This window comes from Kitasatospora sp. NBC_00039 (genome assembly GCF_045160625.1).
In the GTDB taxonomy this organism is placed as follows: domain Bacteria; phylum Actinomycetota; class Actinomycetes; order Streptomycetales; family Streptomycetaceae; genus Kitasatospora.
Genome location: NZ_CP108289.1, coordinates 4,069,349 through 4,089,430 on the forward strand (window position 1 = coordinate 4,069,349; position 20,082 = coordinate 4,089,430).

The 20,082-nt window shown below is 71.9% G+C and carries 20 protein-coding genes; 6 read left to right on the forward strand and 14 right to left on the reverse strand.

The window, feature by feature from the left end; genetic code table 11:
* Positions 1-4: 4 nt before the first annotated feature.
* Positions 5-469, reverse strand: a complete 465-nt coding sequence (locus OG286_RS17960) for a Fur family transcriptional regulator (RefSeq protein WP_396325409.1) — start codon at positions 467-469, stop codon at positions 5-7.
* A gap of 93 nt (positions 470-562) precedes the next feature.
* Positions 563-1,165 carry an FABP family protein gene (locus OG286_RS17965; RefSeq protein WP_396325410.1) on the reverse strand — a complete coding sequence of 201 codons (603 nt, stop codon included), beginning with the start codon at positions 1,163-1,165 and terminating at the stop codon, positions 563-565.
* Positions 1,166-1,439: 274 nt separating this feature from the next.
* Here OG286_RS17965 and OG286_RS17970 point away from each other — a divergent pair, with 274 nt between their 5' ends.
* Positions 1,440-1,823: a DsrE family protein gene (locus OG286_RS17970; RefSeq protein WP_396325411.1), complete on the forward strand. Its 384-nt coding sequence runs from the start codon at positions 1,440-1,442 to the stop codon at positions 1,821-1,823.
* Positions 1,824-1,838: 15 nt separating this feature from the next.
* Here OG286_RS17970 and OG286_RS17975 read toward each other — a convergent pair whose 3' ends face one another.
* The 7 genes from OG286_RS17975 to OG286_RS18005 all read right to left on the reverse strand — a co-directional run bounded on the left by OG286_RS17975 (position 1,839) and on the right by OG286_RS18005 (position 6,447).
* Positions 1,839-2,114, reverse strand: coding sequence for a DUF3099 domain-containing protein (locus OG286_RS17975; protein ID WP_396325412.1), 276 nt, complete (start codon positions 2,112-2,114; stop codon positions 1,839-1,841).
* Positions 2,115-2,180: 66 nt separating this feature from the next.
* The gene (locus OG286_RS17980) at positions 2,181-2,471 is read right to left on the reverse strand and encodes a DUF1416 domain-containing protein (protein WP_093861460.1); all 291 of its coding nucleotides are present in this window, start codon (positions 2,469-2,471) and stop codon (positions 2,181-2,183) included.
* A 40-nt stretch (positions 2,472-2,511) separates the two neighbouring features.
* Positions 2,512-3,345 (reverse strand): sulfurtransferase, encoded by an 834-nt coding sequence (locus tag OG286_RS17985; RefSeq protein WP_396325413.1) that lies wholly within the window; start codon positions 3,343-3,345, stop codon positions 2,512-2,514.
* Between the two features lie 232 nt (positions 3,346-3,577).
* Positions 3,578-3,658 carry an Ms5788A family Cys-rich leader peptide gene (locus tag OG286_RS17990; protein ID WP_350517234.1) on the reverse strand — a complete coding sequence of 27 codons (81 nt, stop codon included), beginning with the start codon at positions 3,656-3,658 and terminating at the stop codon, positions 3,578-3,580.
* A 221-nt stretch (positions 3,659-3,879) separates the two neighbouring features.
* Positions 3,880-4,596, reverse strand: a complete 717-nt coding sequence (locus OG286_RS17995) for a DUF2993 domain-containing protein (RefSeq protein WP_396325414.1) — start codon at positions 4,594-4,596, stop codon at positions 3,880-3,882.
* A 175-nt stretch (positions 4,597-4,771) separates the two neighbouring features.
* Positions 4,772-6,148 carry a hypothetical protein gene (locus OG286_RS18000; protein WP_405360944.1) on the reverse strand — a complete coding sequence of 459 codons (1,377 nt, stop codon included), beginning with the start codon at positions 6,146-6,148 and terminating at the stop codon, positions 4,772-4,774.
* 5 nt (positions 6,149-6,153) lie between these two features.
* A complete protein-coding gene (locus OG286_RS18005; protein WP_396325416.1) occupies positions 6,154-6,447 on the reverse strand; it encodes a MoaD/ThiS family protein in 294 nt (97 codons plus the stop codon).
* Positions 6,448-7,171: 724 nt separating this feature from the next.
* Between OG286_RS18005 and OG286_RS18010 the strand changes: the two genes are divergently transcribed.
* From OG286_RS18010 to OG286_RS18030, 5 genes are all read left to right on the forward strand, one after another.
* A complete protein-coding gene (locus tag OG286_RS18010) occupies positions 7,172-7,903 on the forward strand; it encodes a response regulator transcription factor (RefSeq protein WP_396325417.1) in 732 nt (243 codons plus the stop codon).
* A gap of 122 nt (positions 7,904-8,025) precedes the next feature.
* Positions 8,026-9,078, forward strand: a complete 1,053-nt coding sequence (locus OG286_RS18015) for a LacI family DNA-binding transcriptional regulator (protein WP_396325418.1) — start codon at positions 8,026-8,028, stop codon at positions 9,076-9,078.
* 89 nt (positions 9,079-9,167) lie between these two features.
* A complete protein-coding gene (locus OG286_RS18020; protein WP_396325419.1) occupies positions 9,168-10,367 on the forward strand; it encodes a S1C family serine protease in 1,200 nt (399 codons plus the stop codon).
* A 98-nt stretch (positions 10,368-10,465) separates the two neighbouring features.
* Entirely contained in the window at positions 10,466-11,239 is a 774-nt protein-coding gene (locus tag OG286_RS18025; RefSeq protein WP_396325420.1) for a response regulator transcription factor, read from the forward strand.
* A gap of 73 nt (positions 11,240-11,312) precedes the next feature.
* Positions 11,313-12,872 (forward strand): sensor histidine kinase, encoded by a 1,560-nt coding sequence (locus tag OG286_RS18030; RefSeq protein ID WP_396325421.1) that lies wholly within the window; start codon positions 11,313-11,315, stop codon positions 12,870-12,872.
* A 68-nt stretch (positions 12,873-12,940) separates the two neighbouring features.
* Here the strand turns inward: OG286_RS18030 and OG286_RS18035 are convergent, their stop codons facing one another.
* From OG286_RS18035 to OG286_RS18055, 5 genes are all read right to left on the reverse strand, one after another.
* Positions 12,941-14,734, reverse strand: a complete 1,794-nt coding sequence (locus OG286_RS18035; protein WP_405365471.1) for a bifunctional metallophosphatase/5'-nucleotidase — start codon at positions 14,732-14,734, stop codon at positions 12,941-12,943.
* A gap of 257 nt (positions 14,735-14,991) precedes the next feature.
* Entirely contained in the window at positions 14,992-16,341 is a 1,350-nt protein-coding gene (locus tag OG286_RS18040) for an ATP-binding protein (protein WP_396325423.1), read from the reverse strand.
* Positions 16,342-16,359: 18 nt separating this feature from the next.
* Complete coding sequence (locus OG286_RS18045; protein ID WP_396325424.1) at positions 16,360-17,934, reverse strand: SCO6880 family protein; 1,575 nt, start codon at positions 17,932-17,934, stop codon at positions 16,360-16,362.
* Positions 17,935-17,941: 7 nt separating this feature from the next.
* Complete coding sequence (locus tag OG286_RS18050) at positions 17,942-18,928, reverse strand: hypothetical protein (RefSeq protein WP_405365473.1); 987 nt, start codon at positions 18,926-18,928, stop codon at positions 17,942-17,944.
* 286 nt (positions 18,929-19,214) lie between these two features.
* On the reverse strand, positions 19,215-20,030 hold the full coding sequence (locus OG286_RS18055) for a hypothetical protein (RefSeq protein WP_405365475.1): 816 nt from the start codon (positions 20,028-20,030) through the stop codon (positions 19,215-19,217).
* Positions 20,031-20,082 lie beyond the last annotated feature (52 nt).

The window sequence follows — 20,082 nt, forward strand, 5'->3', positions numbered from 1 at the left end:
CAGCTTACGACTGGTCCCCGGCGCGCTTGGCGGTGCAGTCGGCGCAGCGGCCGAAGATGGCGAAGTGCTTGAGGTCGGTGTCGAAGCCGTGCTGCTCGCGCAGGCTCTCGATCAGCGGCCGGGCGATCTCGGTGCCGGTCTCGGTGACCTTCTCGCAGTCCCGGCAGACCAGGTGCAGGTGGTGGTGACGGCCGGCCAGGTGGTACGTCGGGGCGCCGTGGCCGAGGTGCGCGTGGGAGACCAGTCCCAGCTCCTCCAGCAGCTCCAGGGTCCGGTAGACGGTGGAGATGTTGATGCCGCTGGCGGTCTGCCGGACATGGCCGAGGATGTCGTCCGGGGTCGCGTGGTCGAGGACGTCGACCGCCTCCAGCACGAGCTGGCGCTGGGGGGTCAGCCGGTAGCCGCGTTCGCGCAGGTCGGCCTTCCAGTCGCCGGAGAGCTGCCAGTCGGTGGTGCCGGTGTCCGCCACGGTGCTGTCCCTGTCAAGGTCGGGGGTCCTGAGGCAAGTGTAGGGACCGGCCGGGGGCCGGTCCCTACCCATGAGCTCGATGAGCCGTTGCGATCAGCGGAAGAACGCGATGCCGTCGTCCGGCAGGTCGTTGATGTCCTTGATCAGCTGCGCCGGGCTCAGCACCTTCTTCAGCTGCGCCGACATGTACGGGCGCAGCGACACCTCGGGAGCGGCCTTCTCGCCGACCCAGAGCAGCTCCTCGTTGACGAAGCCGTACAGGCGCTTGCCGCCGGAGTACGGCGCCGAGCCCTCGATCCGGGCCACCGCGTCGGTGGAGACGTCGATCTGCGGCTTGCCGTCGGCCAGCTCGCCGTACCAGATCTCGACGGTGCCGTCGTCGCGGACGGAGGAGATCTCGATCCCGCGGGCGCCGCTGGTGCCGTGGTGGTTGCTGGTGATGCGCCAGAACGCGTGCTCGTTCTCCAGCGGACGGACCTTCTCGCCCTCCTCGTTCAGCACCCAGGTGCGGGAGCGGAACTCCAGGAAGGGCCGGCCGTCGTGCCGGATGACGATCTCCTGGCCGAAGTTGCACTTCTCCGTGCCCGGGCCTCCTTCACCCGGCAGAGGGGCGTAGACACCCGCGCCCTCCCAGGTGCCGAGGAGGAAGGCGAGCGGGACGACGTCCCTGTGGAGGTCAGAGGGGATCTCGATCATGTTCCTGGTCGCTGTCGTCGGTATGGGGCTGCTTCAACCGTACGGCAGCCGGCTCAGCGCTGGCCCTGGTACAGCTTCATCACCGAGAAGATGGCGAACCAGGTGATCAGCACGGCCATGAGGGCCAGCAGACCGTCGAAGAAGATTTCCAGACCGGACACGGGGGGCTCCCAGGGCGGCGACAGTGTGGTGGATTTTGCTCGCGCTCACTCTATCCGCCGGGTGTCGACGGGTCTCGGTGAGCCCCACCACGTCGGCGATCTAGGGTGTCGGCATGTCGTCGAACGCATCGCAGAGCGCGAAGAAGCTCGTCATCAAGGTCACCGCCGGGGCGGACGCGCCGGAGCGCTGTTCGCAGGCCTTCACGGTGGCGGCGGTCGCCGTCGCCAGCGGGATCGAGGTCTCGCTCTGGCTGACCGGGGAGTCGTCCTGGTTCGCGCTGCCCGGGCGCGCCGCGGAGTTCGAGCTGCCGCACGCGGCGCCCCTGCCGGACCTGCTGGAGTCGATCCTGGCGGCCGGCACCGTCACCCTCTGCACCCAGTGCGCGGTGCGGCGCGGGATCGAGCAGAAGGACACCGTCGAGGGAGTCCGGATCGCGGGCGCCCAGGTCTTCGTCAGCGAGATCATGGCCGACGGTGTGCAGGCGCTCGTGTACTAGGAGCGCTCTCCCCGTTCACCAGGAGCGGTCCTCCCGGTCCGGGCGGTCCCGGTCGTGGCCGGGGTCGTCCCACTTCGGATCGTCCCAGCGCGGGTCGTTCCACCAGTCGTCCTCCGGGTCCCGCTTGTTGGCGAAGACCGCGGCGGCAGGGGGGATGACCATCGCGACGACGCACATGGCGATCGCGGCCGGCACGGACCAGAACCGCACCACGCCCCAGGCCAGCACGAACAGCCCGAGGCAGACGGCCATCATGGCGAAGTAGTAGCGGTGGCGCCGGCGTCCCTGCACGGTTCCACGGTATGCCCGAGGGCCCCTGCTCGGCAGGGGCCCTCGGTGCTGTTTCGCGGGGGTGGATCAGACCGCGATCGCGACCTCGGTCAGGTTGCCCTGGGAGGCGACCACCTGGCGGTCCACGGTCTGGCCCGGGACCAGCGCGCGCAGGGTCCACTTGCCCGGGCGGGCGAAGAACCGGAACTGTCCGGTCGCCGAGGTGGGCACCTCGGCCGTGAACTCGCCGCCCTCGTCGAGCAGCCGGACGTAGCCGTTGACCGGCTCGCCGTCTCGGGTCACGGACCCCTGGATGATCGTCTCGTTCGCCACGTCAACTCCTGCCAGGTCCGGGCCGCCGGCCTTCGCACCGCACATGTCTTGTCTTCCCTTCTGACTTACGGTTCGAGCCGGAGGCTCAGTTGCCGAGCTCGATCGGCACGCCGACGAGGCTGCCGTACTCGGTCCACGAACCGTCGTAGTTCTTCACGTTCTCCTGGCCGAGCAGCTCGTGGAGCACGAACCAGGTGAGCGCGGAGCGCTCGCCGATGCGGCAGTAGGCGATGGTGTCCTTCGCGAGGTCGATGCCCTCGGCCTCGTACAGGGCCTTGAGCTCGTCGTCGCTCTTGAAGGTGCCGTCGTCGTTGGCGTTCTTGGCCCACGGGATGTTGCGGGCGCTCGGCACGTGGCCGGGGCGCTGCGACTGCTCCTGGGGGAGGTGGGCCGGGGCTAGCAGCTTGCCGGAGAACTCGTCGGGCGAGCGCACGTCGACCAGGTTCAGGTTGCCGATGGCGGCGACCACGTCGTCACGGAAGGCGCGGATCGAGGAGTCGACGGCCTGCGCCTTGTACTCGGTCGCGGCGCGGGCCGGCACCTCGGAGACCAGGTCGCGGGAGTCCAGCTCCCACTTCTTGCGGCCGCCGTCCAGCAGGCGGACGTCGCCGTGGCCGTACAGCTTGAAGTACCAGTAGGCGTACGAGGCGAACCAGTTGTTGTTGCCGCCGTAGAGCACCACGGTGTCGTCGTTGGCGATGCCCTTGGCGCTGAGCAGCGCCTCGAAGCCGGCCTGGTCGATGAAGTCGCGGCGGACCGGGTCCTGGAGGTCGGTCTTCCAGTCGATCCGGACGGCGTTGCGGATGTGGTTCTTGTCGTAGGCGGAGGTGTCCTCGTCGACCTCGACGATGGCCACCTTCGGGTCGTCCAGGCGGGCCTGGACCCAGTCGGCGTCGACCAGGACGTCGCTGCGGCTCATGGTGATGTTCTCCATCCGGGGGCGGTTTGCGGAAGGTGCTGCTGCTGGGGGTGCTGCGGGTCGCCCGGCGGCGGCCGGTCCGAATTCTTGTCCGAATACTGGGACGAGAGGGGGTGCACGGTGCGGCCGGACAATGGTCTGCGGTGGGCAGCGGCGACGGTCGACCCAAAAGCCGGGCCAGGTCACCAGGGGAATCGGCGGCGGGCTTCAACAGCCCTGCCAGGAAGCCGAGTTAGCGCATTCGACACAGACAGGCGGCCACGCGGCACAGGTCTACCGCCCGCCGCTTCGTGAGGTCCGTCTGTCGCTTCATGCCGACGATGCTAGGGACACCGGATGCCCGCTGTCATTAGCGTATCGAATCCTGAGATCAAATGATCCGAATATTGAGATTTAGCCATTCACTGGGTGGCGGGAACCGGCCAGGGGCCGTCAGGAGGTCCGCACAGGGGCAGGAACGACACCGCTCCGCGGCCGGCGCTGGACAGCGCGTCTCGCGGAGCGGAACGAAGCGGACCGGATGTGCGGCTTCGGTCAGCCGATGACCTTGACGTGGTTGCCGTCGAAGGTCAGCTGGAGGCCCTCCTCCTGCGGCGACACCGAGGCCAGCTTGAGCCCGGCCGGCAGAGCGGCCAGGGTGAAGCTCACCGGCTCGACCTGCTGGTTGGCCAGGCCCGCCAGCATCCCGGCCATGCCGCTCAGCTTGAAGCCGTCCGCCGTGACGGTGTTGCCCTGGCTGTGCACCGAGCCCTCCCCGATCGGGAGGGGGCCCAGGGAGGCCTTGATCCTGCCCGGGCCGCCGTAGGAGAGGCTCAGCCGGGTGCCGGAGCCCAGCGGGAGCTTGCCCGCGTTCGGCACCATCTGGGACGCCGGCGGCAGCAGCTGGGCCAGGTCCGCGTACGAGATCAGGCCGGTGCCGGTGCCGCTGTCGACGGTGGCACTGGTCATGCTGTCGCTCACCTCGACCCCGGCCAGCTTGGCCTTGAAGGAGTGCAGCGCCACCTGGTGGGTCCCGTCGCCGACGGTCAGGCCGTCGGCCGAGATCCGGACGTCGTCCAGCTTCATCGACAGCACCTGGGTGAGGAACGGGAAGCCCTCGATCGACACGTCCGGGCGCTGGCTCATCCGGCCGCTCTTCACCATCTGGTCGGCGGCCTCGTCCTCGGCCACCCCGACGGCGATCCGGTCGGCGCCCACCAGCAGCCCGCAGAGCACCGCCAGGCCGATCGTCGCCTTCAGCCAACCGCGCATCGCTCTCCCCCGTCGTCGCCTGCCGCTGTCGTCCTGCTGTTCGTCGTTCTCGTCCCGCACTGATCGTCGTTCTCGTCCCGCACGCCCCACGGGGCAGCTCCCCGCACGACGGTACGACGCCCCGCCCCGGAGCATGGTTCCGGGGCGGGGCGTCGCAGCGGCGAGCGGCCGGGGGTCAGCCGGCCAGCAGACGGGTGGCGATCCAGACCAGCGGCGAGGCCACCGCCAACGGCAGCGCCACGCCCGCCGTCATGTGCACGAAGCGGGACGGGAAGTCGTACCCGGCCACCCGGCGGCCGACCAGCGCGCCGAGGCCCGCGAGGACGCCCAGCACCGGCGGCGCGCCCACGACCAGGCCGAACACCACGGCCGCGACCAGGCCGAGCACCCACCCCACCGGCACCGGGCCCAGCTGCTTGGGGCCCGGCAGGGGCGCGGCCGCCAGCACGGTGGCCAGCGCGACCGCGCCGACCGCCGCCGGCACCCAGTCGGCCAGCAGCAGCGTGGTGCAGAGCACCGTCACCACGGTGGCCGAGCCGAGCACGGTCAGCGCGTAGAACCGCTCCTTCGGGTCCGAGGGCCGGAACGTCTGCAACACCAGGACCAGCAGGAAGAACCCGCCCAGCGTGCCCGCCACGGCCGCCGCGCCGCCGTCCGAGTCGGCCAGCAGCACCGCCACGTCGGCCGTGAGGCCGGCCAGCGCGGCCAGCGCGATGCCCTGGCGGGCCGGCCACATGCCGTTGAGGCGGAACCAGCCGGCCGCCGTCAGCGCCTGGAGCGCCGCGACCACCAGGGCCAGCGCGACCTGCCCGAGCGCCGCTCCACCGGCCAGCAGGGCCGCGACGGCGGCGGTGATCAGGGCGGGCTGCAGGCCCGGGTCGATGATCGGCGAGCCCGTCCGGGGTGCCCGCGCGGGCACAGCGGTGGGGCCGGTGGGGCCGGTGGGCGCCGCGGCAGCCGGGACCGGCTGCGCCGGGACGGCGGCGTACGGCGCGCCGTGGGCGGCGGGGGCGGCCGGGCGCTTGAGCGTCATGGTCGGCGGGTCGAAGACCGGGGCCTGGGCCTGGGCCTGCACCTGGGCCTGGGCCGCCGTCGGCATCGCGCCCGACACCACCACGGGCGGCAGCAGCGTTGTGGCCGCCGCATCGTCCATCGGCGGGACGGGCGGCAGCAGGGCCGTCGCGGCGTCGTCCGCGGGCGGCTGCCCGTACGGCGGCTGCCCGTGGCGCCGGTGCTGCCCGTGCTGCGGCCGGCCGTGCTGTTCCTGCCCGGGCTGACCGTACTGTTCCTGCCCCGGCGCGTACCCCTGGCCGGGGGCGTGCGGCTGGGCCGCGTGCCCCTGCTGCGCATACGGCTCCGGCGCGTACGCCTGCTGCTGCCCGTACGGGGGCTGCGGGTGCTGCAGGTGCTGCTGCTGCAGATGCTGCTGCTGCGGGTACTGCTGCCCCTGCGGGTACGGCTGCTGCTGTGCCTGCGGGTGCTCCTGCTGTGCCTGCCGGTGCGGCTGCTGCTGCCGGCCGTCCGGGCCGCCGTTCAGGTTCGGATCCGTCACGCCGCTCACCCTCCCGCGAACGGCGGGAGCACCTCGACCGTGCCGCCCTCGGTGAGGGCCACGGTCGCGTGGTCGCGCCCGCCGACCGGCGAGCCGTCCACCAGGTAGGAGCAGTGCCCGAGCAGCCGGACGAGCTTCGGCCGGTCGGCGTGCCGCTGCCTGGCCGCGGCCAGCGCCTCCGCCAGGGTCGCCGCCTCGTACGGCTCCTCGGCCAGCCCGGCCTCCGACTTCGCCGCCGCCCAGTAGCGGATCGTTCCGCTCACCGTGGCGGCGCCCGCCGGCTCCGTGGTCGCACCCATGGCAACCCCTCTCGTCGTCCTCGCCCCGGCCCGGACACCCCGGCCGGGTCGCCACCGGAGCGTCCGGACACCACCCGAAAGGTGTACGCGCACGGTGCCGCCGATGTGCGTCCCATGATGGCGTGTCCGCCGCCACGACCGGCAACCGCCCTGGCCCGGCGGGTGCCGGCGGGCCGCCGGAGCTGTGGCCAGGCTCACCCCGAACACGCCCGGAATGGGCGAACCGCCGCTTTCGGGGCCTCCCGGCGCGGGGGCCGGTCGGCTATTCTCGTGCCCTGAGGGATCCGGGCAGAGTCGCCCCCGGATCCTTTTGTGCTTTCAGGACGCCAGTACGGACGTTCTTGCGATTCGTCGGCCCACCCCCGGCGCACCGCAGGAACGGCCCCGCCATTCGCGGCACAACGACGTGCCCGGCCCGGCAGGGGCGTACGGACACCCGGCGCCGGGCCGCCGCCCGGAACGGGACAGACCGGAAGGTTCGCGGGATGAGCAGGGCAGAGACGGTGCCTCAGGGGTTGCGGGACCTCTGGTGCGAAAGCCGCTCCGTCGTGCGCTCCGGCGAGTCCTCCGGTGGGCACCCGGCGTCCTTCACCCCCCACCCGTCGCCCGCCGCCGCCTTCTTCTTCGGACGTGCCGCGCGCGACACCTCCCTGCACGAGCGCCATCCGGCTGTGGCGGCAGCCGCAACGCGACCGCGACGACCCGGAAAGGGGACTAACCGGGTATGAGTTCTCTACTCCTCCTCACCAACGCACTGCAGCCCTCAGCGGAGGTGCTGCCCGCCCTCGGCCTGCTGCTGCACAACGTCCGGGTGGCACCGGCCGAGGGATCGGCCCTGGTCGACACCCCCAGCGCCGACGTCATCCTGGTCGACGGCAGGCGCGACCTGCCGCAGATCCGCAGCCTCTGCCAGCTGCTGCGCTCCACCGGCATCGGCTGTCCGCTGATCCTGGTGGTCACCGAGGGCGGCCTGGCCGCCGTCACCGCCGAATGGGGCATCGACGACGTCCTGCTGGACACCGCCGGCCCCGCCGAGGTCGAGGCCCGGCTGCGGCTCGCCCTCGGCCGGCTCCAGGTGGTCACGGACGACAGCCCGATGGAGATCCGCAACGGCGACCTCTCGGTCGACGAGGCCACCTACTCCGCCAAGCTCAAGGGCCGGGTGCTCGACCTCACCTTCAAGGAGTTCGAGCTGCTCAAGTACCTCGCGCAGCACCCCGGCCGGGTCTTCACCCGGGCACAGCTGCTCCAGGAGGTGTGGGGCTACGACTACTTCGGCGGCACCCGGACGGTCGACGTCCACGTCCGCCGGCTGCGCGCCAAGCTCGGCGTCGAGCACGAACAGCTGATCGGCACCGTGCGCAACGTCGGCTACCGCTTCGTCGTGCCCGAGAAGCCGGACAAGGGCGAGCGGCCCGACCTGGCCCAGCGCGCCTCGGCCCCGCTGGAGGCCTGACCGCAGGCCGGGCGGGCGACCCCGCCCGGCCTGTCCGCATTCGCCCCGGACTGTCCTGCGGACATCGCCCGGTAGCCGAGCTCACACTGCCCGGGCGGACGCCACACGCGTAGACTCCCCCCGTGGCCAAAGTGACGCGCGACGACGTAGCCCGACTGGCTGGGACCTCGACCGCGGTCGTCAGCTACGTCATCAACAACGGGCCGCGCCCGGTCGCGCCCGCGACCAAGGAGAAGGTCCTCGCCGCGATCGAGCAGCTCGGCTACCGGCCGAACAGCGTCGCCCAGGCCATGGCCTCCCGCCGCACCAACCTGATCGGCATGGTCGTCCCCGACGCCCGCCAGCCGTTCTTCGCCGAGATGGCGCACGCCGTCGAACGCGCCGCCTCCGAACGCGGCAAGCTCGTGCTGATCGGCAACTCCGACTACGTGGACGACCGAGAGGTGCACTACGTCCGCGCCTTCCTCGGCATGCGGGTCTCCGGCCTGATCCTCGTCAGCCAGGGCCCCTCGCAGCGGGCCGCCGAGGAGTTCGCCGCGATGGAGGGCGCCAAGGTGGTGCTGCTGCACCGCCGCCCCGAGGCCATCGACGACGTCGCCGTGGTCACCGACGACGTGGGCGGCGCCGAGGCCGTCGTCCGCCACCTGCTGGAGGAGCACGGACACCCGTACGTGGCCTGCTTCGGCGGCCCGGTCGAGTCCCCCGCCCCCGGCGACCCGGTCATCGACCACGTCGAGGGCTGGCAGCGCGCCATGGACGCCCACGGCCTGCCCACCGAGCCGTACCTGATCGACGCGCCCTTCCACCGCTACGGCGCCTACGAGGTCGCGCTCGGCCTGCTGCGCTCGGAGAAGCGCCCGCCGGCCATCTTCTGCTCCACCGACGACCAGGCGATCGGCGTGCTGCGGGCCGCCCGCGAGGTGGGCCTGCGCGTACCGGAGGACCTCGCGGTGACCGGCTTCGACGACGTGCCCGAGGCCGCCCTCGCCGACCCGCCGCTCACCACCGTCGCCTCCGACCGCGACGCGATGGCCCGGGCCGCCGTGGACCTGGTACTGGACGACTCGCTGATGGTGCCGGGCTCGGACACCGAACGGGTCCGCAAGTTCCCGTCGCGCCTGGTCATCCGCCGTTCCTGCGGCTGCGACCCGACCGGGGCGCCGACCCCGGCCTGACCAGGCTTTATGAGAAGTCAACGGGCTTCTCGGGGCCTTCTGAGCCCGCTCTCATCGGATCCTCATCCAGCGGGCGGACGTTGGTCGACATGAGCGATCGGCAGCAGCACCACGGCGAGCAGTACGACGGCCTGTACGAGTACGGCACCGGGCACCCTCAGGCGTACCCGGGCCCCGCCCAGGGACAGGTCATCCCGGGCACCGTCCTCGACAGCGCGACCAGCGGGTACCAAGCGGCCCCCGGGTACCAGCCGGCCGGCGGCCACCAGGCCTTCGGGCACCCCGCCGCCGAGACCCCCTCGGTCGGGACCCCGCCCCCTCCCCCGCCCGCCGGGCCTCCCATGCCCCCCGCCCCGCCCGAGGGCGGCGGGCCCTCCGCGCCCGACGGCCGGGCCCGGCGAGGCCTCCTCCGCGGCCGGCTCGCCCTGGTCACCGCCGTCGCCGCGGTCGCCGCCGTCCTCGGCGGGGTGACCGGCGGCGCGATCGCCGCCGGCGAGCACGGCTCGGCCGGCCGCACCGCCACCGTCGCCAGCCCCGTCTCCGCCCGCTCGGACGGCAGCGCCGACGTCGCCGCCATCGCGTCCGCCGTCTCGCCGAGCGTCGTCCAGATCACCGTGAGGACCGCGAACGGCACCTCCACCGGCACCGGCGTGGTCCTCACCAAGGATGGCCAGATCCTCACCAACTACCACGTGGTCTCCGGCGCGGCCGACGGCGGACAGGTCACCGTCACCTTCAAGGACGGCTCCACCGCCAGGGCCACCGTCACCGGCACCGACAAGGCCCTGGACGCCGCCGTGATCACCGCGAGCGGCGCCGGGAACCTCACCCCCGCCACCCTCGGCGACTCCTCCGCCGTCTCCGTCGGCGACCCGGTCGTCGCCATCGGCAACCCGGAGGGCCTCACCGGCACCGTCACCTCGGGCATCATCAGCGCCCAGAACCGCGAGGTCACCGTCCAGGTCGACGAGGGCACCACCAGCGGCAACGGCGGGTTCGGCTTCCCCAACCTGCCCGGCCTGCGCGGCAGCACCCCGCAGGGCGGCGGCGAGACCTCCACCTACAAGGCCTTCCAGACCGACGCCGCCCTCAACCCCGGCAACTCCGGCGGCCCGCTGATCAACGCCGGCGGCCAGGTCATCGGCATCAACTCGGCGATGTACTCGGCGAGCGGCTCCAGCTCCACCGCAGGCACCAGCAGCGCCGGCAGCGTCGGCCTCGGCTTCGCCATCCCGATCAACGACATCAAGCAGGTGCTGCCGAAGCTGCAGGCCGGCCAGAACGTCTAGACGGACAATTACTCCGGGCAGGTCTCCGCACCCGCCCACCGCACGCCCCCGCACGCCCCGCCAGCAGGCTCTCCGACGATGAGAAAGGGCAACCGCCCATGACCCCGTCCGCCGACGACCGCACCCCCGCCGAGCCAGGACAGGCCACCGCCCGGCTCCTCGTGGTCGACGACGAACCCGCCCTCCGGGACGCCCTGGAGAGCAGCCTCGCCTTCGAGGGCTACGAGGTGGCCACCGCGACGGACGGGTACGAGGCCCTGGAGTCCGTCGAACGCGACAAGCCCGACCTCGTCCTGCTGGACATCATGATGCCCCGGATGGACGGCCTCACCGCCGTCCGCCGGATGCGCTCGCGCGGCGACACCGTCCCGGTCCTGATGCTCACCGCCCGCGACGCCGTCGGCGACCGGGTCACCGGCCTCGACGTCGGCGCCGACGACTACCTCGCCAAGCCCTTCGAGCTGGACGAACTGCTCGCCCGCGTCCGCGCCCTGCTTCGGCGCAACGCCCTCGCCACCGAAGCCGCCGCCCGCGCCGCGGCCGTCGAGGACGACACCGAGGTCCTCGCCTTCGCCGACCTGCGGATGAACACCGCCACCCGCGAGGTCACCCGCGCCGGCAAGCCGGTCGAGCTCACCCGCACCGAGTTCATGCTGCTGGAGATGTTCCTCTCCCACCCCCGCCAGGTGCTCACCCGCGAACAGATCCTCAAGGCGGTCTGGGGCTTCGACTTCGAGCCCTCCTCCAACTCCCTAGACGTGTACGTGATGTACCTGCGCCGCAAGACCGAGCAGGGCGGCATGCCCCGGCTCATCCAGACCGTACGCGGCGTCGGCTACGCCCTCCGCCCGGCCGCCGGCACCCCGGCGTGAGCGGGCGCGATGAGCCGGCCGTGAGCAGGGGCGCGTCACGCGAAAGGGCCTCCGGGCGGAGCGAGGAGGGCGCGTGAGCGACACCGCCACCCCACCGCCACCGCCCCTCGCCCCGCCCCGCGTCCCCCGCCGCCAACGCCTCGTCCGCTGGTACCGCGCGCAGTCCCTGCGCAGCCGGCTCACGTTCCTGACGGCCGCGGCGGTCGCGGTGGCCATCGCGTTGTCGGCGCTGGCGTGTTGGTTCATCGTGGAACAGCGGCTGTACGACCAGGTGGACCGCAATCTGGCGACCGCCGCTCCCTCGCCGATCCAGGACGGGCCGCCCGGCGTGAAGCCGCCGCAGCGGCTGCTCCAGGACTACTACTGGTGCGCCCCGACGCCGAGCGGAGCGCTCGCCGCCGCGACCGCGGCAGCTGCCGCCACCGCCCCGGGGAACGGTGGCCGGATCATGGTCGGCGCTCCCCGGTGGTCCGTCCAGGTGATCTCGCCGGACGGCCAGCCGTGCCTGCCCACCGGCGCCACCCACGCCATCACCCTCACGTCATCCGATCTGCAGGCACCGCAAGGGAGCGCCCGGCTCGGCCACTACACCTACCGCGACGGGACGTTCACCACGGGCGAGGACGTCCGGGTCCGCGTGTCCACCTTCGCTTACGAGGGGAAGGTGTACGGCTACCTGGTAGCCGACCCGGTGGCCATCGTCGAGGAGTCCCTCAACCAACTCGCCATCATCCTCGGCGGCGTGGCCGTCGGCGGCATCATCCTCGCCGGCCTCGCGGGCCGGCTCGTCGCCCGGTCCGCGCTCAAGCCCGTCGACCGGCTCACCGACGTGGTCGAGCACATCGCCCGGACCGAGGAGGTCGGCACCACCATCCCCGTGCAGGGCAGCGACGAGATCGCGCGGCTCTCCGCCTCCTTCAACTCCATGAGCACCGCGCTCGCCAACTCCCGTGACCGCCAGACCCGGCTGATCGCCGATGCCGGGCACGAGCTCCGCACGCCGCTGACCTCCCTCCGCACCAACGTCGATCTCCTCATCCGCAGCGACGACACCGGCCGCCCGCTGCCGCCCGCGACCAAGACCAAGCTGCTCGGCAACATGAAGGCGCAGATGCAGGAACTCACCCTCCTGATCGGCGATCTGCTCCAGCTCTCCCGCCCGGACTCGCCGAAGCCGGTCCGCAGCCTGGCGGTCGTCGCCCTGCACGAGATCGCCGAACGGGCTGTCGCACGGGCGAAGTTGCGCGGCCCCGGGCTGGTCTTCGAGACCGCGGTCGCGCCGTGGTTCGTGCGTGGCGATGCCGCCGCCCTCGAACGGGCGGTGATCAACCTGCTGGACAACGCGGTCAAGTACAGCCCGCCCGGAGGCACCATCGAAGTCGGCCTCCAGCAGGGAGTGCTGACCGTCCGCGACCACGGCCCCGGCATTCCGCCGGACGAGCTGCAGTACGTCTTCGACCGGTTCTGGCGTTCGCCGTCCTCGCGGCAACTCCCGGGCTCCGGCCTCGGCTTGTCGATCGTCGCGCAGAGTGTGCGGGAGTCCGGCGGCGAGGTCTCGCTCGGTCCGGCCCAGGACGGCGGGCCGGGCGCCCTCGCCACCGTCCGGCTGCCGGGAGGGCCCGCGCCCACGTAGCCGGGGCCGTAGAACGCAGAACGGGCGGGGCGCCCCGACAGCGCCCCGCCCGTCCCTGCCGGCCTCGGTCAGTCGATGTCGCTGCCCGGGCCGAGGACCTTGATCCGGTCCTGCGCCGGCGCCTTCAACAGCGAGGCCGCCGAGCTGTGCGCGGCGAGGTAGGCGGTGAAGACGTCCAGGTCCGAGGCGCCGACCAGCTTGTCGGTGCCGGCCGCGAAGGCCGGGAAGCCGTCGCCGCCGCCGGCCAGGAACTCGTTGGCCGCGGCCCGGTACTTGCCGGCCGGGTCGATCGGCGCGCCGTTGAGGCGGATGGAGTCCACCAGCACCCGGTCGGCGCCGGTCTTGCGCATGTCCAGGGTGTAGGTCAGGCCCTTGGACGACTGGAGGATCTTCGGCGCGGCGTCGTTCGGGCCGCTCACCTGCTGCTGGAGCAGCTGGATCAGCTGGGCGCCGGTCAGCGTCTTGACCTGCATCATGTTGGTGAACGGCTGGACGGTGAACGCCTCGCCGTAGGTCACCACGCCGTCGCCCTCGGCGGCGCTCGCCTTGTAGACCAGGTCGGAGCGGATGCCTCCGGGGTTCATGAACGCGACCTGCGCACCGCCCTTGTCGGCGGGGGCAAGGCCCTCCAGCTGCGCGTCGGCGATCACGTCACCGAGCGGCTTCTCCAGGTCGCTGCTGCCGCGGCCGTTGAGGTCCGAGGCGATGAAGCCGACCGGGCGGTTGGCGATCGGCGCGGCCAGCTTGGAGTAGTGCGCGATCAGCTCCGTCATGTCCGGGGCCTTCGCGACGTTCTGGCGCACGACGTGGTTCTCGGCCTTGACCGACGGGCGGACGATGGTGCCCGTGGTCTTGTCGAGCTTCAGGTCGATCTCGGTGTAGAGCCGGCCGAAGGAGGCGGCGCTGGTCACCGAGCGCGGCACGCCCTGCGGGTCGGGGATGGTGCAGGCGTAGGCGTTGTGGGTGTGACCGGTGACGATGGCGCCGATCGCCGGGTCCAGGTTCTTGGCGATGTCGACGATCGGGCCGGAGATGCCCTGGCCGGCGGTGCCGCAGTCGTAGTTGTACGTGCTGCTGGCCGGGTAGCCGCCCTCGTGGATCAGCGCGACGATCGAGTTGACGCCCTGCTTCTTCAGCTCGGCCGCGTACTTGTTGATCGTGGCGACCTCGTTGCCGAACTTCAGGCCCTTGACGCCCTCGGCGGTCACGATGTTCGGCGTGCCCTCCAGGGTGGCGCCGATGAAGCCGACCTTCACGCCCTGCGACTTGGTCACCCAGTAGGGGGCCAGGATCGGCTTGCCGGTCTTCTCGTTGGTGACGTTGGCGGCGAGGTAGTTGAAGTTTGCGCCCTTGAACTTGCGCCCCTCCTCGTAGCAGCCGTCCACCGGGTGGCAGCCGCCCTCCTGGAGGCGGATGAGCTCCTTGGCGCCCTCGTCGAACTCGTGGTTGCCGACCGCCGTGACGTCCAGGCCGAGCTTGTCCATCGCCTCGATGGTCGGCTCGTCGTGGAAGAGCGCCGACGTCAGCGGGGAGGCGCCGACGATGTCACCGGCGGCGACGGTGATCGAGTCGTCGGCCGGGATCCGGGCCTGGCGCAGCGCGGTGGCCAGGTACTCGACACCGCCGGCCGGGGTGGAGACGACCTGCCCGGTGGCCGGGTCGATCTCCTTGATGGTGCCGGACGAGCCGGCCGGGGGCTCCAGGTTGCCGTGGAGGTCGTTGATCGCCAGCAGCTGGAGGTTGACGGTCTTGTGCCGCTTGGCGTCCGCGGCCTGGGCTGCGGTCGGCACGGCCACCGTGCCGACGAGACCGGCTGCGGCGACCGCGGCCAGCACCGCACGTCGGGATCTGACGGTGAACATTCTGAGGGGTCCCCTGCACCTTGAGAGAGCGCCCGGCTGCGGACGAAGGTCCGGGCGGGCGACGGTGTCCTTGCGCGAGTGCAGCCTAGAGTCAACGCGCGTAGCTGTCAGGACCCTGAACATAACGACAGGGTCACCTGCTGACGAATCGTCGCCGGACTTCCGGCCGCGCGGGGCCTGCCGGGCGGGCCGGCCCGCCCCCTCCGACGGCGGCCCCGGGAGTGGTCCGGACCGCCACGCATCCTTCGAGGCGCTCGTCAGACGCCCGGCTCGGCCGCCAACTGCCGCTCGGCACGCACCCGTTCGGCCACCGCATCCTCGGTCATCGCGCGGTCGGTATAGACCAGTGGCCGCTCGGTCTCGGTGATGATGTGCTTCACCACCTGGACGTTGCCGTTCACATCCCAGACCGCGATGCCCGGCGAAAGTGTGGGGATGATCTCCACCGCCCAGCGGGGCAGACCCAGCACCCGGCCGGTGGCTCTCGCCTCCTCGGCCTTCTGCATGTAGATGGTCCGGGTGGAGGCCATCTTGAGGATCGCCGAGGCCTCCTTGGCCGCCGCGCCGTCCACCACGTCGGACAGGTGGTGGACCACGGCCACGAACGAGAGGCCGAGCCGGCGCCCGAACTTCAGCAGTCGCTGGAACAGCTGGGCCACGAAGGGGCTGTTGATGATGTGCCAGGCCTCCTCGACCAGGAAGATCCGCTTCTTCCGGTCCGGCCTGATCCAGGTGTGTTCCAGCCAGACCCCGACGATCGCCATCAGGATCGGCATCGCGATCGAGTTCCGGTCGATGTGCGACAGGTCGAAGACGATCAGCGGCGCGTCCAGGTCGATTCCGTCCGTGGTCGAACCGTCGAACATGCCGCGCAGGTCACCGTCGACCAGACGGTCCAGCACCAGCGCCACGTCCAGGCCCCAGGACTGCACCTCGTCCACCGCCACGCCCAGCGAGTCCACCGAGGACAGCTCGGGGCTGCGCAGGGTGTTGATGATGTCGTCCAGGACCGGCTGGCGATCCCTCACGGTCGCGATCACATGGGCGTGCGCCGCCTTCAGCGCGAAGCCGGCCCGCTCCTCCAGGCCGCGCCCCATCGCGACCTCGATGATGGTGCGCAGCAACGACAGCTGGCCGGTCTGGGTGATCGCCGGGTCCAGCGGGTTGAGCTTCACCCCGCCGTCCCGGGCCGCCATCGGGTCGAGCCGGATCGACTTTATGCCCAGGGCGTTGGCGATCAGGTTCCACTCGCCGACCCCGTCCTCGCCCTGCGCGTCGAGCACCACCACCTGGCGGTCCCGGAACCGCAGCTGGCGCAGCACGTACGTCTTCTCCAGCGCCGACTTGCCGTTGCCGGACTCGCCCAGCACCAGCCAGTGCGGGGCCGGCAGCTGCTGCCCGTACAGCTGGAAGGGGTCGTAGACGTACCCCTTGCCGCTGTAGACCTCGCGGCCGATGATCACGCCCGAATCACCCAGCCCCGGCGCGGCGGTGGGCAGGTAGACCGCCTGCGCCTGGCCGGTGGAGGTGCGCACCGGCAGGCGGGTGGTCTCCACCTTGCCGAACATCAGGCTGGTGAACGCGTCGGTGAGGTTGCCGATCGCCATACGGGGCCTCCAGGTGGATCAGCGGCGGATGCCGGTGGCGAACGGCAGGGTGTTGACGAACGCGCGGTGGTGCTCGCGGTCGCACCACTCCAGCTTGAGGTAGCTCTTGCCGGCCGAGGCACGGATGGTCCGCTTGTCGCGGGCCAGCGCCTCGGGGCTGCGCGAGGACACCGTGATGTAGCCGACCAGGTTGACCCCGGCCGCGCCGGACGCCAGGTCGTCACCACGCTGGTCGACCCGGCCGGTGTGCGCCAGGTCGCGCGGGTCGACCGTACGGTTCATCTTGGCGGCGCGGCTCGCCTCCGCCTCGTCGTTGGTCTTCTCGGTGAGCATCCGCTCGATCGCGACGTCGGTGGGCTCCAGGTCCATCGTCACCGCGACCGTCCGGATCACGTCCGGGGTGTGCACCAGCAACGGGGCCAGGAAGTTGACGCCCACCGGGGTCAGCGGCCACTCCTTGATCCAGGCGGTGGCGTGGCACCACGGCGCCCGGGTCACCGACTCCCGGGTCTTCGCCTGCAGGAACTGCGGGTGCGTCGCGTCCAGCTCCGCCGGCCAGGCGTTGCGGCGGGACATCGCCTGGATGTGGTCGATCGGGTGGTCCGGGTCGTACATCGAGTGCAGCAGCGAGGAGAGCCGCGCCTGGCCCAGCGGCTGGCGCACCCGGATGTCCGCCTCCGCCAGCCGCGCACAGATGTCGGTCAGCTCCCGGGCCATCACCGCGGCCAGGCCCTCGTCGTCCCGAGCCCGGCGCCCGGTCGCCGTCCGGCCCATCGCGTGCGCCTCGGCCGCCAGGTCACGGGTGTAGTGCATGCAGGCCACCAGGTACGCCCGGTGCTGCTCCGAGGAGGTCGACACCATCGACTGCAGCTGGTCGTACGAGTCCTGCAGCCAGCGCGGCGCGTCGTGGTCGCCGCGTCGCTCCACGTCCTTGGCGTGCGCGTCCGGGTCGGCCGGCAGCGTCCGGGCGAGGATCTGCAGCCGGGTCACGAAACCGTCCCCGTTGGCGACGTGCTTCAGCAGCGTGCCGAACCGGTCGACCAGCGCCTCCTGGTCCTCCGAGTCGCGCAGACCGACGCCCGGGCCCTCGATCTCGATCGCCGCCGTCACCGTGCGCCGCTCCAGGTGCATCAGCACCCCGACCTCGTCCGGCCCGAACGGCGCCGCCAGCCAGCGCAGCCGCCCGACCCCGGGCGGCGGCCCGACCTCGACCTCGCGGCCGTCCAGCCGGGTGCCGGCGTCCATCGCGTCCGACTTCCACACCGCCCGGCCGCTGCGGACCGTCCGGCGGTAGGTGCGGTTGATCTCCACCCACTTGTAGAACGTCCGGCGCCGGTACGGCACGTAGACCGCCGCGATCGCCAGCATCGGCAGGCCGACCAGGCCCGCGATGCGCAGCGGCAGGACCGGCATCATCAGGCCCCAGAGCATGCCGAGGAACGCCCCGAAGATGATCAGAACGATCTCGCCGGACTCCCGGTTGCGGCCGATCGGCGCGTTCGGGCGGGCCTTGCCGATCAGGTAGGTGCGGCGCTGGTGCACGTACGGCTGGGCGTACTGGGCACCGTACTGACCGAGTGGTTCGCTGCTCACTTACCCGTCACCCTCCCTTCGCTGGATTGCTGTCGCGGATCGGAACCGACGCCGGCGGTGCGGCCTGCGGCGGCGGCGCCGGGGTGCGCGCGGCGTGGGCGGCGATCCCCGGCGCGACCGAGCCGCCGCCCGAACCCGCACCGCCTCCGCCGGCGCCCTGCGGGCCGCGGTCGCCGTGCGTGCTGATGCCCTGCTTCACCAGGTTGGCGGTCCCGTTGATCATCGCCGAACCGGCCGACACCGCGTTGGCCCGGGCGTTGCGCATGCTCATGATCTCGTCGCCGAAGCCCGGCACGAAACGGTAGACCGAGGCGCTCGCGAAGATCGACAGGAAGAGGATCGCCAGCCCCGACAGCACCCGCGCGAAGTCGTCACTGGCCCCGGCACCGGTCGCCACCGCGCCCGCCAGCCCAAGGATGATCACGATGATCGGCTTCGCCAGGTCCACCGCCAGCATCACCCCCGCCCAGCGGCGCACGTGCTTCCACAGCTGTTTGTCCACCAGCCCCGCGTACACCGCCGTTCCCAGCAGCGCGCCCACGTACAGCATCGCCGCCCGGATCAGCAGCTCCACCCAGAGCACCGCCGCCGCCAGCACGGCCACCAGCGACACGATGATCAGGATCAGCGGGCCGCCACCCATCGACCCCTTCTCCAGAGTGTCCGCGAACCCGCCCAGGTACGTCCCGGTGTCCGACTTCGTCCCCACCGCGATCGCCTTGGTGACCCCGTCCGTCGCGCTCACCACGGTGTAGAGGATCAGCGGCGTGAACGCCGACGCCACGACGGTCAGCCACAGGAAGCCGATCGCCTCCGACACCGCCGTCGTCAACGGCGCCCCGCGCACCGCCCGCTTCGTCACCGCCAGCAGCCAGAGCACGAGCGTGATGATCGTGGACGCGGCGAACACCACCGCGTACTGCTGCAGGAACGACGCGTTGGTGAAGTCCACCTGCGTCGTCCCGTCGATCGCCCCCGACAGACTCCGCACCACCCAGGCCGCCGCCTGCGCACACCCCTTCGCCAACGACCCGAGCGGGTCGGTGACACCGCCAACAGTCGAGCTTCCGGGGATGGATCCGCTGCCGCCGGGCTTGGACGCGCAGTAGACACCGCTACCTGGAAGTGGCAGCACATCGCAGTCGTTCCCGCTGGGCGAAGCTGTCGGGCTCGGACTGGGCTCCGCCAGTGCCCGCGAGGCCAGGGCCAGGGAGGTGACTTGAAGAGTGACCAGCACCCCCAGCACCCCACCGAACCGGGCCATCTTCCTTGTGACGGCGTCAACGGGCATAGCGGAAACCCCCGAACTGCTGGACGGCGCCGGTGATCTCCTCGGCGGTGGCGGCCTGTTGGTCGCCCGGCATCGGGGCTGGGCCCTGCCGGCTTGCGTAGTCGGTGAGCTTCCAGTCGCTGCCCGTCCAGTGGAGGGTCAGGGTGAGGGTGAACCAGTTCTCCGTGACGGGCCGGACGGAGCGTTCGCCGGCGAGGCCGGTGAGGCCGGTGCACCAGACCTCGACCTTGGTGTCGCTGTCGCTGTAGTCGACCGACTTGGTGCCGGCCGGGACCGTGCGGCTGACGAAGGTGAGGCCCTTGGGCGCGTGGCCCTGGGCGTCGAGGCCGTAGCGGGTGGCGGTGTCACCGCCGAACCCCTGGTCCAGGCGGCTCTGGAGGGCTGCCGTGGCGGACGGGTCGGTGATGGTGGCGACGATGGCGTGGCGGCTGTCGGTGCGGAACATGTCGGCGGAGCCGATGGCGACCGCGTAGTTGGCGGCGGCCGACTGTGCGCCCTGGTCGGTGTGCGGGAAGCCGCTGCCGATGCCGTTGGTGGTGGTGCTGACGGGCTGGTCGCCACTGGGGGCGGGTCCGGCGCCGGAGGCGGCGGTGGGGGCGGCGTCGGCGGAACGCCCGGCGGTGCTGCCGGGGTCGGCCTTGCCGCGGTTGGCGATGGAGATGGCGACCACGAGCAGGGTGACGACCGCCAGGACGGTCAGCAGGGTTCGCAGCGGCCTGGACTGACGGGTGGTCGGCTGGGAGGAGGGCTGTTCACCGACCGGCAGCCGCGTACGGGTGTGCGGCTGGTCGTCGGACAACGGCACGGCGGCCCTCCTGGTGCGGGGAGCCGGGGCGGCTCCGGGGCCCCTCCGCCCG

What these genes read in the sequence shown, in the direction of transcription:
- OG286_RS18035 (WP_405365471.1), bottom strand. Translation starts at nt 14,734, where the DNA reads ATGTTCACCGTCAGATCCCGACGTGCGGTGCTGGCCGCGGTCGCCGCA.
- OG286_RS17985 (WP_396325413.1), bottom strand. Translation starts at nt 3,345, where the DNA reads ATGAGCCGCAGCGACGTCCTGGTCGACGCCGACTGGGTCCAGGCCCGC.
- OG286_RS17980 (WP_093861460.1), bottom strand. Translation starts at nt 2,471, where the DNA reads ATGTGCGGTGCGAAGGCCGGCGGCCCGGACCTGGCAGGAGTTGACGTG.
- OG286_RS17990 (WP_350517234.1), bottom strand. Translation starts at nt 3,658, where the DNA reads ATGAAGCGACAGACGGACCTCACGAAGCGGCGGGCGGTAGACCTGTGC.
- OG286_RS17995 (WP_396325414.1), bottom strand. Translation starts at nt 4,596, where the DNA reads ATGCGCGGTTGGCTGAAGGCGACGATCGGCCTGGCGGTGCTCTGCGGG.
- OG286_RS18025 (WP_396325420.1), top strand. Translation starts at nt 10,466, where the DNA reads ATGACCCCGTCCGCCGACGACCGCACCCCCGCCGAGCCAGGACAGGCC.
- OG286_RS18020 (WP_396325419.1), top strand. Translation starts at nt 9,168, where the DNA reads ATGAGCGATCGGCAGCAGCACCACGGCGAGCAGTACGACGGCCTGTAC.
- OG286_RS17970 (WP_396325411.1), top strand. Translation starts at nt 1,440, where the DNA reads ATGTCGTCGAACGCATCGCAGAGCGCGAAGAAGCTCGTCATCAAGGTC.
- OG286_RS18040 (WP_396325423.1), bottom strand. Translation starts at nt 16,341, where the DNA reads ATGGCGATCGGCAACCTCACCGACGCGTTCACCAGCCTGATGTTCGGC.
- OG286_RS18005 (WP_396325416.1), bottom strand. Translation starts at nt 6,447, where the DNA reads ATGGGTGCGACCACGGAGCCGGCGGGCGCCGCCACGGTGAGCGGAACG.
- OG286_RS17965 (WP_396325410.1), bottom strand. Translation starts at nt 1,165, where the DNA reads ATGATCGAGATCCCCTCTGACCTCCACAGGGACGTCGTCCCGCTCGCC.
- OG286_RS18010 (WP_396325417.1), top strand. Translation starts at nt 7,172, where the DNA reads ATGAGTTCTCTACTCCTCCTCACCAACGCACTGCAGCCCTCAGCGGAG.